The organism is Streptomyces sp. NPDC059895 (genome assembly GCF_042731035.1).
In the GTDB taxonomy this organism is placed as follows: Bacteria; Actinomycetota; Actinomycetes; order Streptomycetales; family Streptomycetaceae; genus Streptomyces.
Window position 1 is genome coordinate 44,658 of record NZ_JBHWKO010000021.1, and the last position, 13,817, is coordinate 58,474.

General features: G+C 73.7%; 11 protein-coding genes. 4 read left to right on the forward strand and 7 right to left on the reverse strand.

The window, feature by feature from the left end; all coding sequences use genetic code 11:
* Positions 1 to 38 precede the first annotated feature (38 nt).
* The 6 genes from ACFV9M_RS23525 to rsmI all read right to left on the reverse strand — a co-directional run bounded on the left by ACFV9M_RS23525 (position 39) and on the right by rsmI (position 6,418).
* Positions 39 to 944 (reverse strand): 4-(cytidine 5'-diphospho)-2-C-methyl-D-erythritol kinase, encoded by a 906-nt coding sequence (locus ACFV9M_RS23525; protein ID WP_385067604.1) that lies wholly within the window; start codon positions 942 to 944, stop codon positions 39 to 41.
* Positions 941 to 1,813, reverse strand: a complete 873-nt coding sequence (rsmA, locus tag ACFV9M_RS23530; RefSeq protein WP_385067606.1) for a 16S rRNA (adenine(1518)-N(6)/adenine(1519)-N(6))-dimethyltransferase RsmA — start codon at positions 1,811 to 1,813, stop codon at positions 941 to 943. Before rsmA ends, ACFV9M_RS23525 begins: the two co-directional genes overlap by 4 nt.
* Positions 1,814 to 1,936: 123 nt before the next feature.
* On the reverse strand, positions 1,937 to 3,319 hold the full coding sequence (locus ACFV9M_RS23535) for a ubiquitin-like domain-containing protein (protein ID WP_385067737.1): 1,383 nt from the start codon (positions 3,317 to 3,319) through the stop codon (positions 1,937 to 1,939).
* Positions 3,320 to 3,743: 424 nt separating this feature from the next.
* Entirely contained in the window at positions 3,744 to 4,622 is an 879-nt protein-coding gene (locus tag ACFV9M_RS23540; protein WP_385067609.1) for a TatD family hydrolase, read from the reverse strand.
* A 59-nt stretch (positions 4,623 to 4,681) separates the two neighbouring features.
* Positions 4,682 to 5,170: a hypothetical protein gene (locus ACFV9M_RS23545; RefSeq protein WP_385067612.1), complete on the reverse strand. Its 489-nt coding sequence runs from the start codon at positions 5,168 to 5,170 to the stop codon at positions 4,682 to 4,684.
* A gap of 384 nt (positions 5,171 to 5,554) precedes the next feature.
* Entirely contained in the window at positions 5,555 to 6,418 is an 864-nt protein-coding gene (gene rsmI / locus ACFV9M_RS23550) for a 16S rRNA (cytidine(1402)-2'-O)-methyltransferase (protein ID WP_385067613.1), read from the reverse strand.
* Between the two features lie 63 nt (positions 6,419 to 6,481).
* Here rsmI and ACFV9M_RS23555 point away from each other — a divergent pair, with 63 nt between their 5' ends.
* The 3 genes from ACFV9M_RS23555 to ACFV9M_RS23565 all read left to right on the forward strand — a co-directional run bounded on the left by ACFV9M_RS23555 (position 6,482) and on the right by ACFV9M_RS23565 (position 12,143).
* Positions 6,482 to 8,329, forward strand: a complete 1,848-nt coding sequence (locus ACFV9M_RS23555; RefSeq protein WP_385067616.1) for a dolichyl-phosphate-mannose--protein mannosyltransferase — start codon at positions 6,482 to 6,484, stop codon at positions 8,327 to 8,329.
* A 184-nt stretch (positions 8,330 to 8,513) separates the two neighbouring features.
* Positions 8,514 to 10,148 carry a penicillin-binding transpeptidase domain-containing protein gene (locus ACFV9M_RS23560; protein WP_385067618.1) on the forward strand — a complete coding sequence of 545 codons (1,635 nt, stop codon included), beginning with the start codon at positions 8,514 to 8,516 and terminating at the stop codon, positions 10,146 to 10,148.
* Between the two features lie 324 nt (positions 10,149 to 10,472).
* A complete protein-coding gene (locus ACFV9M_RS23565) occupies positions 10,473 to 12,143 on the forward strand; it encodes a penicillin-binding transpeptidase domain-containing protein (RefSeq protein WP_385067621.1) in 1,671 nt (556 codons plus the stop codon).
* A 59-nt stretch (positions 12,144 to 12,202) separates the two neighbouring features.
* Here the strand turns inward: ACFV9M_RS23565 and ACFV9M_RS23570 are convergent, their stop codons facing one another.
* A complete protein-coding gene (locus tag ACFV9M_RS23570; protein ID WP_385067623.1) occupies positions 12,203 to 12,562 on the reverse strand; it encodes an SsgA family sporulation/cell division regulator in 360 nt (119 codons plus the stop codon).
* A gap of 195 nt (positions 12,563 to 12,757) precedes the next feature.
* Here ACFV9M_RS23570 and ACFV9M_RS23575 point away from each other — a divergent pair, with 195 nt between their 5' ends.
* Positions 12,758 to 13,816, forward strand: coding sequence for an energy-coupling factor ABC transporter permease (locus ACFV9M_RS23575; protein WP_385067625.1), 1,059 nt, complete (start codon positions 12,758 to 12,760; stop codon positions 13,814 to 13,816).
* Position 13,817: the final 1 nt, after the last annotated feature.

A 13,817-nucleotide genomic window follows, 5' to 3' on the forward strand; every position in this document is an offset into this window, starting at 1 on the left:
CCGCGGTCAGGACCGCTCGCGCAGGACCGTCACGCGGGTCAGGGCCGCTCGCGCAGGACCGTCGCGCCGGGCGCCGGTCCCGTCGCCGTGCGCACGGTCCGGCAGGTCCCGGACGTGCGCAGCGCCTCGGCGACGGCCGCCGCGGCGGCGGTGTCGCGCACGAGGAACGCGGTGGTCGGGCCCGAGCCGGAGACGAGCGCCGCGAGCGCGCCCGCCGCGCGCCCGGCGGCGAGGGTGTCGGCGAGCTCGGGGAAGAGCGAGAGGGCGGCGGGCTGGAGGTCGTTGGAGACGGCGGCGGCGAGCGCGTCGGGGTCGCCCTCGGCGAGGGCGTCGAGGAGGTCCGGCGAGGCGACGGGTTCGGGGATGTCGCGGCCCTCGGCGAGCCGGTCGAACTCCCGGAACACGGCCGGCGTCGACAGCCCCCGCGCGGCCATGGCGAACACCCAGTGGAAGGTGCCGCCGGCGTCCAGGGCGGTCAGCTTCTCGCCGCGCCCGGTGCCGAGGGCGGCGCCGCCGACCAGGCTGAAGGGGACGTCGCTGCCGAGTTCGGCGCAGATGCCGAGGAGTTCGTCGCGGGTGGCGCGGGTGTCCCACAGCGCGTCGCAGGCGAGGAGGGCGGCCGCGCCGTCCGCGCTGCCGCCCGCCATGCCGCCGGCGACGGGGATGTCCTTGACGATGTGCAGGCGCACGTCGGGGGTGCGGCCGTACCGCTCGGCGAGCGCGATCGCCGCGCGGGCGGCGAGGTTGGTGCGGTCCAGGGGGACCTGGCCGGCGTCCGGCCCCTCGCAGGTGACGCGCAGCGCGTCGGCCGGGGTGGCGGTGACCTCGTCGTACAGGCCGACCGCGAGGAACACGTTCGCCAGGTCGTGGAAGCCGTCGGGGCGGGCGGCGCCCACGCCGAGCTGGACGTTGACCTTGGCGGGCACGCGCACGGTGACGCTCACGCGGACTCCTTCTCCCGGTGCTCGGCGATGCGCGCGAACTCCTCGACGGTCAGCGACTCGCCGCGCGCCTGCGGGGAGACCCCGGCGGCGACCAGGGCCGCCTCGGCCGCGGCGGCGGAACCGGCCCAGCCGGCCAGCGCGGCGCGCAGCGTCTTGCGGCGCTGGGCGAAGGCCGCGTCGACGACGGCGAAGACCTCGGCCTTCGGCGCCGTGGTCTTGATCGGTTCGGTCCGGCGGACCAGGGAGACGAGCCCGCTGTCGACGTTCGGCGCGGGCCAGAACACGTTGCGTCCGATGGCGCCGGCGCGCTTGACGTCGGCGTACCAGTTGGCCTTGACGGACGGCACGCCGTACACCTTGTTGCCGGGTGCGGCGGCGAGCCGGTCGGCGACCTCCGACTGGACCATGACCAGGGTGCGCTCGATGCTCGGGAAGGTGGCGAGCATGTGCAGCAGTACGGGCACGGCGACGTTGTAGGGCAGGTTGGCCACCAGCGCGGTCGGGGCCGGGCCCGGCAGCCCGCTCACGTGCATCGCGTCGGAGTGCACCAGCGCGAACCGCTCCGCGCGCTGCGGCATGCGCGCCGCGATCGTCGCGGGCAGCGCGCCGGCCAGTACGTCGTCGATCTCGACGGCCGTGACCCGGTCGGCGACCTCCAGCAGCGCGAGGGTGAGGGAGCCGAGCCCCGGCCCGACCTCCACGACCACGTCGTCGGGCCGTACCTCCGCGGTGCGGACGATACGGCGGACCGTGTTCGCGTCGATCACGAAGTTCTGGCCGCGCTGCTTGGTGGGCCGCACGCCGAGGACGGCCGCCAGTTCGCGGATGTCGGCGGGGCCCAGGAGGGCGTCGGGGGTGGGGCTGCTCACGGGACAAGGGTACGGGGGTGCGCCGGGCGCGGTTGCCCGGTACGGCGGCACCCCGCGAGCCGCCCCCGCTCACCCCTTCGACCGAGCCCCTTCGACTCTTCCCCTTCGACCGACCCTTCCCCTTCACCCCTTCCCCTTCAACCGGGCCCCGCAGTGCGGCCAGGGACTCGACCCCCGCCGCATGTACAGCTTCTTCGCACGCAGCGTCTGCTCCGCCGCCGGGGCGTCCTGGGGGCGGCCGCTGCCGCCGAGGCTCTGCCAGGTGTGCGTGTCGAACTGGTACAGCCCGCCGTACGTGCCGGACGGGTCCACCGCGTCGGGGCGGCCGCCGGACTCGCAGTCCGCGAGGGACCGCCAGTCCAGGCCGTCGGCCCCCCGCACGGAGCGCGGCAGCGGCTTGGTGCCCACCTTCACCACCTGCGCGCGCGGCTCGCGCACGGTCTCGGTCCGGATCCGCCGCGGCTTCTGCCGGACGCCGTTGACGGTGCGCAGGGAGTACGTGATCCGGCGCAGGCCCGGCTGTCCGGCGCGTTCCACGACCTCCGTGCCCCGGAACAGCGAGGGGTCCTCGGCCCGCAGCACCTGGAAGGGGATCGCCTCCTCCCGCACCTCCTTGGCGCCGGTGATGCGCAGCACGGTGACGGTCTGCCCGTCGCGCGGGAAGCTGGCGGGCGGGACGGAGGTGGTGTCCTGGCCGCGCAGGGTGATCCCGGCCGCCTCGACCGCCTCGCGCACGGTCGCCGCGTTGGTGCGGACGGTGCGGGCACGGCCGTCGGCCATGATGGTCAGGGCGCGCTCGGTCCGGACGTCCAGCGCGAGGCCGCCCCGCCCGATGCGCTGGTAGCGCGAGGCGGAGAGGTACGCGCCCTCGGCGCGCACGCCGAGTTGTCCGAGCGCCTCCTGCACCGTGCGCGCCGTCGTCCACACCTCGCGCCGGTGTCCGTCGAGGGTGAGCCGCACGGGACGGCCGTAGCGCACCGCGATCTCGTCGCCGCTGGTGAGCTCCGTGCCGGGGGCGGGCGCCACCACGTCGTGCGTCCCGAACGCCACGCCCTCCTCGGCGAGCAGTTCGGTCACGTCGTCGGCGAAGGTGTGCAGGGTGCGCGACCTGCCGTCGACGGTCAGCTCGACCGCCTTGTCCTTGGCGACGAAGGCGGCGGTGCCGCCGGCGAGGAAGGCGACGACCAGCGCCTGCGGCAGCAGGCGGCGCATGGTGGAGTCCGGGCGCTGGGCGTAGCGCGCCCTGCGCCGGCGCGCGGTGCGCCGCCCCGTCCCGGCGCGCGCGGGGACGGCCGCGCCCGCCCCGGGCACGCTCGCTCCGGGCACACTCGCCCCGGGCACGCCCGCTCCGGCCGCGCTCGCCCCGGGCGGGCCGTCCGACCGGGGCGGGGGCACCGGCTCGGGCGTCGTCTCGTAGGCGGGGCGGTAGGTGTCCGCGTACGGCCCCGGCGCCGCGTACACGCCATAGGCCACCGTCTCCGCGCTGTGCGGGTCGGGCAGCGGCATGGTGGGCGGGGGCCCGTACCCGTCGGGCCCGTACCCGTCGGGCCCGTACCCGTCGGGCCTGTACCCCTCGTCGGCGGCGTATTCCTCGCCGGCCGCGTACCCCTCGCCGGCGCCGTACCCCTGGTCGGCGCCGTACCTCTCGCCGGCGCCGTACGGTCCGCTCGGCCCGTAGGGCTCCACCGGAACGTAGGGCTCCATCGGGGTGTAGGGCCCGCTCGGCCCGTACTGCCCGCTCGGCCCGTACGGGTTCTGCGGGCCGTAGGGCTCCGCGGGCCCCGGGTCGTACGGCTCGAACGTCTGGTACTGCGAGTTGCTCACGCCGACGCGCTCCAGGGGCCGGAGGGGGTCCAGAGGGGTCCGGATCGGGCCCCCAGAACCTAGCGGAGTGATCGTCACTCTCCAAAGCGGCGCGGCTACCCAGCGTTCAGTAGGCGAAGGCGCGGGCGGTGTTGGCGGCCAGGGCGGTCGCCATGGCGTCCTCGTCGATGCCGCGGACGGCGGCCATGGCGCGGACCGTGACGGGGACGAGGTACGGGGCGTTGGGCCGGCCCCGGTAGGGCGCCGGGGTGAGGAAGGGGGCGTCGGTCTCCACGAGGACGAGGTCCAGGGGGGCGACGGCGAGGGCGTCGCGCAGGTTCTGGGCGTTCTTGAAGGTGACGTTGCCGGCGAAGGACATGAAGTACCCGGCGCGGGCGCAGATCTCGGCCATCTCGGCGTCGCCGGAGTAGCAGTGGAAGACGGTGCGTTCGGGCGCGCCCTCCTCCTTCAGGATCCGCAGGACGTCCGCGTGGGCGTCGCGGTCGTGGATGACGAGGGCCTTGCCGTGCCGCTTGGCGATCTCGATGTGGGCGCGGAAGGACCGCTCCTGCGCCTCCTTGCCCTCGGGGCCGGTGCGGAAGTAGTCGAGTCCGGTCTCTCCGACGCCCTTGACGTGCGGGAGCGCGGCCAGGCGGTCGATCTCGGCGAGCGCCTCGTCGAGCGCCGCCGCGCCCTCCGCCTGGCGCGCCCCCTGCCGGGACCATCCGTCGGGATCGCCGTGCACGATGCGCGGGGCCTCGTTGGGGTGCAGGGCGACGGCCGCGTGGACGGCGTCGTACGCGGCCGCCGTCTCGGCCGCCCACTGGGAGCCGCGGACGTCGCAGCCGACCTGGACGACCGTCGTCACGCCGACCGACGCGGCTTTCGCGAGCCCCTCCTCCACCGTGCCGGACTGCATGTCGAGGTGGGTGTGGGAGTCGGCGACCGGCACCCCGAGGGGGGCCGGGAGCGGCGGCGCCGCGTTCTTGTCGGCGTTCGAAGGCATGCCCCGATCCTACGGAAGGGGGCGTGTCCGCGGCCGTCCGCCTCCGGCCGCCGTCCGGCTCAGCCCGCCCGGTGCTGGAAGGGGTGCAGCAGGTCGGACAGGTGCCAGTGGTGCTCGCGGCGCGGACGCCGCTCGTGCCGGTCCTCCCAGCCGCCCTCCCGGCCGCCCTCCCGGTCGTTCGCGCGGCCGTCCTCCCGGCCGCCGCTCCCGGCGGCGGGCTCCGGCAGCTCCACCGGTCCGGCCGGGGGCGTGCGGCGGGGGCGGCCGGAGGCGCTGAGCACCGAGGCGACCTGCCCCGCCCGCATGATGCGCACGAGGTGCCCGTCGCAGTTGAGGCAGGTGGGCCGGCTCAGCGGGGACGGCACGGTCCGGCCGTTCGCGACGTAGAGGACGAACTCGTGTCCGCCGGCGTCCGTGTGGTGCTCTATCTCGTACGACTGCTCCCAGCCGTGCCCGCAGCGCATGCAGGCGAAGGAGTACGACTCGTGCACGACGGGGATCGCCGCGGCGCGCAGGTGGCCGGTTGTCTGCCCTGTGATCTCACTCATGCCAGCTCCCGTTGTCCGCTGGACAGACGCCCCCGGGCGCGGGGATTCCCCCGGAATCCCGTTCGGGGGCGGGGGACGGGTGCGTCCCCGGCGTCCAGTGGACTCCTCCGCCGGTGCGGGCGCAGCGGGCCTGTCGAGTGTTGGGAGTGATTTGGGCGGAGCTTGCCGATCTGGTGCGGTGGACGGCCTGTGGGCTTTGCACTCACGGGCACTTCTTTACCGCCCGGTGGGACAGCGCCCCCAGGGGCGCGGGGAACCGCGTGACCGGCCGCACCCGGCCCGCGCCCCGCGGCGCACCGCGGTCTCACAGCGCGGTCCCACGGCGCGGTCCCACGGCGCGGTCCCACGGCGCGACCCGCCACCGCTCACCCCGCGGCGCACCGCTCAGGGCGCCTGATCGGAGTGCTTCGCCGCCACCACCGCGTCGAACACCTCCCGCTTGGGCAGTCCCGCCTCCGCCGCCACCGCGGCGATGGCCTCCTTGCGGCGCTCGCCGGCCTCCTCGCGGAGCCGGACCCGCCGCACCAGTTCCGCCGCGTCGAGCTCCTCGGGCCCGCGCTCGGGCGCACCGGAGACGACGACGGTGATCTCGCCGCGCACGCCCTCGGCCGCCCACGCGGCCAGCTCGGCCAGCGGCCCGCGCCGGACCTCCTCGTACGTCTTGGTCAGCTCGCGGCAGACGGCGGCGCGCCGCTCCCCGCCGAACACCTCGGCCATCGCGGCGAGGGTGTCGTCCAGCCGGTGCGGGGCCTCGAAGTAGACGAGGGTTCGGCGCTCCTCGGCCACGTCCCGCAGCCGCGACAGCCGCTCCCCCGCCTTCCGCGGCAGGAACCCCTCGAAGCAGAAGCGGTCGACGGGCAGCCCGGACAGGGCGAGGGCGGTGAGCACGGCGGACGGGCCCGGTACGGCGGTGACCCGGACGTCCCGCTCGACGGCGGCGGCGACCAGCCGGTACCCGGGGTCGGAGACGGACGGCATGCCCGCGTCGGTGACGAGCAGCACGCGCGCGCCGCCGAGCAGTTCCTCGACCAGCTCGGGCGTGCGGGCGGACTCGTTGCCCTCGAAGTACGACACCACGCGCCCCTTGGGCGTCACGCCGAGCGCCTGGGTCAGCCGGCGCAGCCGGCGGGTGTCCTCGGCGGCGACGACGTCGGCGGCGGCCAGTTCCTCGGCGAGCCGGGGCGGGGCGTCCGCGATGTCCCCGATGGGGGTTCCTGCAAGGACCAGGGTTCCGGGTGCGACTGTCACGTTTCCAGTCTCGCAGGGGGTGAGACACGGAAATCCCACAGAAGGGTTCCCTACGATGGCGCGGTGACCAGTACCGCGTCCTCCACGGACTCCACGGACTCCACGGACTCCACGGGCCACCGGCAGCAGGCCCCGGCACCGCAGGACCAGGCGCCCCAGGCCCAGGCATCGCAGGCCCAGGCGCCGCAGGACCAGGCGCCGCAGGACCAGGCGCCGCAGGACCAGCGGCCGTCGTGGCGGCAGCGGCTGCGCCGCTTCGGATACGCGGCGGAGCCGGGCGGCGACGTCCGGGAGCGGCTGGTGCCGCCGTTCGCCGAGCCGAGCCCGCGCCTGTGGGAGGCGCTGGGGGTGCCCCCCACGGCGGTGGAGCGGGTGCTGCGCTGGTCGGGCTGGGGCGGTCCGCTGCTGGTCACGCTGGTGGCGGGCGTGCTGCGGTTCTGGAACCTGGGCAGCCCGAAGGCGGTGATATTCGACGAGACGTACTACGCCAAGGACGCCTGGGCGCTCGTCCACCGCGGCTTCGAGGTCAACTGGGACAAGAACGCCAACGACCTCATCCTCTCCTCGGGCGGCCATGTCACCGTCCCGTCGGACGCGGCGTACGTGGTGCATCCGCCGGTCGGCAAGTACGTCATCGGGCTGGGCGAGCTGATCTTCGGGTTCGATCCGTTCGGCTGGCGGTTCATGACGGCGCTGCTGGGCACGCTGTCGGTGCTCATGCTGTGCCGCATCGGGCGCCGGCTGTTCCGTTCGACGTTCCTGGGCTGTCTGGCGGGCGCGCTGATGGCCGTCGACGGGCTGCACTTCGTGATGAGCCGCACCTCGCTGCTGGACGGGGTGCTGATGTTCTTCGTGCTGGCGACGTTCGGCTGTCTGCTGATCGACCGCGACAAGGCGCGCGAGCGGCTCGCGGCCGCGCTGCCGCCGGACGCCGACGGGCTGCACCGCCCGGACGCGCACATCGCCGAGACGACCCGTCTGGGCCCGCGCCCGTGGCGCTGGGCGGCCGGTGTGATGCTGGGCCTGGCCATCGGCACCAAGTGGAACGGCCTGTACATCATGGTCGCGTTCTGCCTGATGGCGGTCCTGTGGGACGTCTCCTCGCGCCGGGTGGCCGGGGCCCGCCGCCCCTACCGGGCGGTGCTGCGGCGCGACACGGGACTGGCGTTCCTGGCCACGGTGCCGGTCGCGCTGGTGACGTACCTGGTGTCGTGGACGGGCTGGATCCTCTCCTCCGACGACGGCTCGGGCGGCTACTACCGCAACTGGGCGGCCACCGACGGCAGGGGCGGCAGCTGGACGTGGCTGTTCCCCGACTGGCTGCGCAGCCTGTGGCACTACGAGCACGAGGTGTACGAGTTCCACACCCATCTGACGTCCCCGCACACCTACCAGTCGAACCCGTGGAGCTGGATCGTCCTGGGCCGCCCGGTCTCGTACTTCTACGAGTCCCCGGCGCCCGGCGTGGACGGCTGCCCGGCGGACGCGGGCGAGAAGTGCGCCCGGGAGGTCCTGGCGATCGGTACGCCCGTGCTGTGGTGGGCGGCCTGCTTCGCGATCGCGTTCGTCCTGTGGCGCTGGCTGTTCCGCCGCGACTGGCGGGCCGGTGCGATCGCCTGCGGGATCGCGGCCGGCTACCTGCCGTGGTTCCTGTACCAGGAGCGCACGATCTTCCTCTTCTACGCCGTGGTCTTCCTGCCGTTCCTGTGCCTGGCGGTGGCGATGATGACCGGGGCGATCGTCGGGCGTCCGGGGTCGAGCGACACCCGGCGGGTGGTGGGCGCGACGGCGGCGGGCGTGCTGGTGCTGCTGATCGCGTGGAACTTCATCTATTTCTGGCCGCTGTACACCGGCCAGGCGATCCCGATCGACTCCTGGCGTTCACGTATGTGGCTGGATACCTGGGTCTGATTCCGTCACCTGATGGCCCGGTTGTCCCCATGAACTGATCTCCGTTCGGACAAGTTCCGGAAACGCCCGTCACAGACACCCCCGGCCCCGCTTACAGTGCGAACACAGGAAGCCTTTTCGAACGCGTTCAGATTCGCCGGAGAGGCTCACGGGGACAACGGGGATGCCGGGGAGGGTGCGGGGCATGCGCAAGGGGGCCAAGGCGGCGATCGTCGGCTCGGTACTGGCCGTGATGGTGGGCGGGGCCGGGTACGGCACGTACAACTTCGTGAGCGCGCTGGACGGGGGCGGCGGCGGAGCGGGGGGCGGCGGGCCGGCGGCCGTGCGGAGCGGGCCGCCGAGCGGCTCCGAGGTGAAGGACACCACCGCCGCGTTCTTCGCGGCCTGGGAGCAGGGCGACGCGGCGACCGCGGCGTCGTACACCAACAACGCCGAGATGGCGGAGCCGCTGCTGACCTCGTACGCGGAGGCCGCGCACATCACCGGTGTGAAGATCACCCCGGGGACGGCGAGCGGGGACACCGTGCCGTTCGGCGTGAAGGCGACGGTGTCGTACGGGGCGAAGTCCGAGCCGCTGGCGTACTCGAGCCGGCTGACGGTGGTGCGGGGGCTCACCACCGGGCGGGCGCTGGTGGACTGGCAGCCGTCGGTGGTGCATCCGAAGCTGACGGCGATGGACGACACGCTCGTCACCGGTGAGTCGCAGGCGCCGGCGATCGAGGCCGTGGACCGCGACGGCAAGGTCCTGACGAAGGAGGAGTACCCCTCGCTCGGGGCGATCCTGGACGAGCTGCGCTCCAAGTACGGCGACCGGGCGGGCGGGACGGCCGGCATCGAGCTGGCGATCCGGCACGCCGGCACGGGGGTCGCCGACACCCCGCTGCTGACCCTCGCCGAGGGCAGGGCGGGCAAGGTGCCCACCACGCTCAGCGCACGGGTGCAGGCCGCCGCCGAGAAGGCGGTGCAGAAGTACCCCGAGTCCTCGGTGGTTGCCGTCCAGCCCAGCACCGGTGACGTCCTGGCGGTCGCCAACCACCGGGCGGACGGCTTCAACGCCGCTTTCCAGGGCACCGTGGCCCCCGGCTCCACGATGAAGATAGTCAGCGCCGCCACGCTCATCGACAACGGCCTGACCACGGCGGACGGGCCGGCGCCCTGCCCCGACGAGGCGATGTCGGAGGGCCAGACCTTCCACAACATCGACGGTCTGGACCCGGACGAGGACGCGACCCTCTCGGAGAGCTTCGCGCGCTCCTGCAACACGGCGTTCGTCAAGTTCGCCGACGAGGTCGCGGTCGACTCGCTGACGCGGGAGACGCAGGATCGTTTCGGGCTCGGGCGCAACGACTGGAAGACCGGCATCGCCTCCTTCGACGGCCGGGTCCCGGCGTCCGGCGGCCCGGACACCGCGGCCAACCTGATCGGCCAGGGCCAGGTCCAGATGAACCCGCTGAACATGGCGTCGGTGACGGCGACCGCGATGACGGGCGTCTTCCGCCAGCCGGTGATCGTGCCGCAGAGCCTCGACGACCGCGAGATCGCCCGCGCGAACGGGCTGCGGGCCGGTACGGTGCAGCAGTTGCGCTCGATGATGAACCGCACCGCGACCAGCGGCACCGCGGCCGGTGTGATGGCCGGCCTGAGCGGCCGCATCGGCGCGAAGACCGGCTCCGCCGAGGTCGACGGCCAGGCCCGGTCCGACAGCTGGTTCACCGGCTACCGCGACGACGTCGCCGCCGCGGCCATGACCCAGGACGGCGGCCACGGCGTCGACGCCTCCGGCCCGATCGTCGCGGCCGTCCTGAAGGCCGGCGGCTGAACGGACGGCGGCTCAACGGACGGCGCGGGGACGGCCGCACCGAGTGGCCCGGTGTCGGCCGTACCGAGTGCCCGGGGTCGGCCGTACCGAGTGCCCGAGGTAGGCCGCACCCAGTGCCCGGGGCGGCCGGACGAAGGACCCGGGGCGGCTGTACGAAGGACCCGGGGCCGCCGCCCGTAGGCCGGGTGGCTGACGTCACACGTGACGTCACTCCACAGGAGGGGACTCTAGGCTGGCCGCCGTCGTTGGGTGGGTGAGGGTTCGGGCATACCGGCGGGGACAGAGGGGCGAGGCGGCCCCGGGGATCGCGGAGGACGGCAGGCAGTGGGCAAGAGAAGACGCGTCGCCGAGCGACGGAACAAGCGGCCCGCGATGGTCGCCGGCATGATCGCCGTCGTCGTCGGCGGCGCCGGTCTCGGCGCCTACGCGCTGTACGGCGGCGGGGCGGCGGCCGAGGACGGCCCGACGACGACCGCCGCGAAGAAGGCGCGGGTCAGGACCGGCCCACTGTCGGCCAAGGAGGTCACCACCGCGGCGCAGACGTTCCTCACGGCCTGGCAGCAGGGCAAGGTCGCGCAGGCCGCCGCCGCCACCGACGACCCGACGGCCGCCACCGCCCTGCTCACCGGCTACACGAAGGACGCCCACGTCACCGGCGTCACCCTCACGGCGGGCACCCGCTCGGGCGACAAGATCCCCTTCTCGGTGAAGGGGACGGTCAGCTACAAGAAGGCCGCCAAGCCGCTGGCGTACAGCAGCGCGCTGACCGTCGTGCGGCGGACGTCGGACGGCGAGCCGCTGGTCGACTGGCACGCGTCGGTGGTCCACCCCGATCTGGCCGATGGGGACACCCTGGTGACCGGCGAGGCGGGCGACCCGCCGGTCACGGCGTTCGACCGGGACGGCGGCGAGCTGACCGCCGCGAAGTACCCGTCGCTGGCCACCGTCCTGGACGGGCTGCGCGAGAAGTACGGCAAGAAGGCCGGCGGCACGGCGGGCGTCGAACTGCGCGTGGTGCGCGGCAAGGCGTCGAAGGCGAAGAAGTCCTCCGACAAGACGCTCCTGGAGCTCAGCGAGGGCACGCCGGGCACGATCGAGACGACGTTGAGTCCGGCCCTCCAGGCCGCGGCGGAGAAGCAGGTGGCGAGCCGTTCGCGCGCCTCGGTCGTGCTCATGCGGGCCTCGACGGGTGAGATCCTCGCCGTCGCCAACAGCAACCCGAACTTCAACACGGCCTTCCAGGGGTCCCTGGCCCCCGGCTCCACGATGAAGGTCATCACGGCGTCGCTGCTGATCGAGAAGGGGCTGGCGTCGGCGGACAAGGCGCACCCCTGCCCGAAGTACTTCACGTACGGCGGCTGGAAGTTCCAGAACGACGACGAGTTCAAGATCGACGGCGGCACCTTCAAGGCGAGCTTCGCCCGCTCCTGCAACACCGCCTTCATCAGCCAGGCCGGCGAGCTGGACGACGACAGCCTGACCAAGCAGGCGCAGCAGGTCTTCGGCCTGTCGATGAACAACTGGGCGATCGGCGTGCCCACCTTCGACGGCTCGGTGCCCGTGCAGTCGAAGGCGCAGAAGGCCGCGTCGCTGATCGGGCAGGGCGGCGTGCGGATGAACCCGCTGAACATGGCGTCGGTCTCCGCGACGGTCAAGTCGGGCACCTTCCACCAGCCGTACCTGGTGGCCCCCTCGGTCGACGACCGCACCCTGGCCACCGCCTCGCGCACGATGTCGTCGTCGACGCTGTCGCAGTTGCGGGAGCTGATGAGCTACACCGCCGCCTACGGCACGGCCGCCGAGGCGATGTCCGGGCTCGGCCCGGACTACGGCGCGAAGACCGGCTCGGCGGAGGTCGACAACCAGGAGAAGCCCAACGGTTGGTTCACCGCCTACCGCGGCGACCTCGCGGCGGCGGGCGTCGTCCAGGCCGGCGGCCACGGCGGCGACACCGCCGGACCGATCGTGGCGGCGCTGCTGAAGGCGGGCGGCTGACAGCAGACGGCAGACGGCAGACGGCAGACGGCAGACGGCAATGTGACGACAGGGCCTGGCTAACGGCCGCCGACCGGCTGGGCCGTCGCCGTGTACGTGCGGCGCAGGAAGCGCAGCAGGGTCTTGGAGTCGAACTGGACCACCGAGACGCCCTGCGTGGAGTGGAACTCGACCACGGCCTGGACCCGGCCGCACGGCCACACGCGGACCTCTCCGCTGCCCGCGGGGGCGGACAGGCCCTGTTCGAGGAGGGCGCGGGCGACGGTCCACTCGTGCCGGCCCGGCAGGCCGACGCGGACGGAGCGGGGGTCGTCGTCGGGGTCGTAGCGCAGGACCACGGGGACGGCGGACCGCTCCTCCTCGATCAGGTCCGCGTCGGTGACGATGTGGGCTCGCGCGTACTGTTCGACTGCAGACATCTGACGGCCCCTTCACCCTGAGTGACCTGTGCGGAGGCTGTGCGTCCGCCGCCTCTCCAATGTCGCACATTTCCCGGCGCCCGCCCGCCGGCGCCGCAACATCTCACATGTGCGATACACGTACTTGTGCGAGAAGCCGTCGAACAAGTCACTCGCTCTTGCAACCCGTTCGCATCAAGCCACTATCATCGAACGGTGCACGTACCTGACGGATTCATCAACGCCCCCACCTCGGCCGTGACCGGCGTCGTCGCCGCGGGCGCCATCGCCGTGAGCCTGCGCGGCGCGCGCCGTGAGCTCGACGAGCGGACCGCGCCGCTGGCCGGCCTGGTGGCCGCGTTCATCTTCGCCGTGCAGATGCTGAACTTCCCCGTCGCGGCGGGAACCAGCGGCCATCTGCTCGGCGGCGCGCTCGCCGCGATACTCGTGGGCCCCTACACAGGGGTCCTGTGCGTGTCCGTGGTCCTGCTGATGCAGGGCATCCTCTTCGCCGACGGCGGACTGACCGCGCTCGGCGTGAACATCACCGACATGGCGATCGTGACGACGGTGGTGGCGTACGCCGTCTTCCGGGGCCTGGTGAAGGTGCTGCCGCGCGGCCGGGGCGCGATCACCGCCGCGTCCTTCGTCGCCGCGCTGCTCTCCGTGCCGGCCGCCGCCCTCGCCTTCACCCTCCTCTACTGGATCGGCGGCACCACCGACATCGCGATCGGCAAGGTGGCCACCGCGATGGTCGGCGTGCACGTGCTGATCGGCATCGGTGAGGCCGCGATCACCGCGCTGACGGTGGGCGCCGTCGTCGCCGTCCGCCCGGACCTGGTGTACGGGGCGCGCGGGCTGGGGCAGAAGCTCCAGTTGCGGGTGAACGGCGAACTCGTGGACGTGCCCCCCGCCGAGGAGGCGCCCGCGGCGCCCGCCCCGGCGCGCACCTCCCGGCGCACGCTGTGGGTGTCCGGTCTGGTCGCCTCCCTCGTGCTGGCCGGTTTCGTCAGCTTCTACGCGTCCGCGAACCCCGACGGCCTGGAGAAGGTCGCCGCCGACCAGGGCATCGACCAGAAGGTCGAGGAGCACGCCGTCGCCGACTCCCCGCTCGCCGACTACGGCGTCAAGGACGTCGACAACGCCCGTCTGTCCGGCGGTCTCGCGGGCGTGATCGGCGTCGGCGTGACCGTCGTCGCGGGCAGCGCGGTGTTCTGGGCGGTGCGCAGGCGCCGTACCGCGGACGCCGCTCCGGTGAGCACGGAGAGCGTCTGAG

Excerpts from the sequence above, each read along its gene's own strand:
- ACFV9M_RS23535 (WP_385067737.1), bottom strand. The coding sequence starts at position 3,319 with ATGCCGCTGCCCGACCCGCACAGCGCGGAGACGGTGGCCTATGGCGTG.
- ACFV9M_RS23540 (WP_385067609.1), bottom strand. The coding sequence starts at position 4,622 with ATGCCTTCGAACGCCGACAAGAACGCGGCGCCGCCGCTCCCGGCCCCC.
- ACFV9M_RS23545 (WP_385067612.1), bottom strand. The coding sequence starts at position 5,170 with ATGAGTGAGATCACAGGGCAGACAACCGGCCACCTGCGCGCCGCGGCG.
- ACFV9M_RS23560 (WP_385067618.1), top strand. The coding sequence starts at position 8,514 with ATGCGCAAGGGGGCCAAGGCGGCGATCGTCGGCTCGGTACTGGCCGTG.
- ACFV9M_RS23570 (WP_385067623.1), bottom strand. The coding sequence starts at position 12,562 with ATGTCTGCAGTCGAACAGTACGCGCGAGCCCACATCGTCACCGACGCG.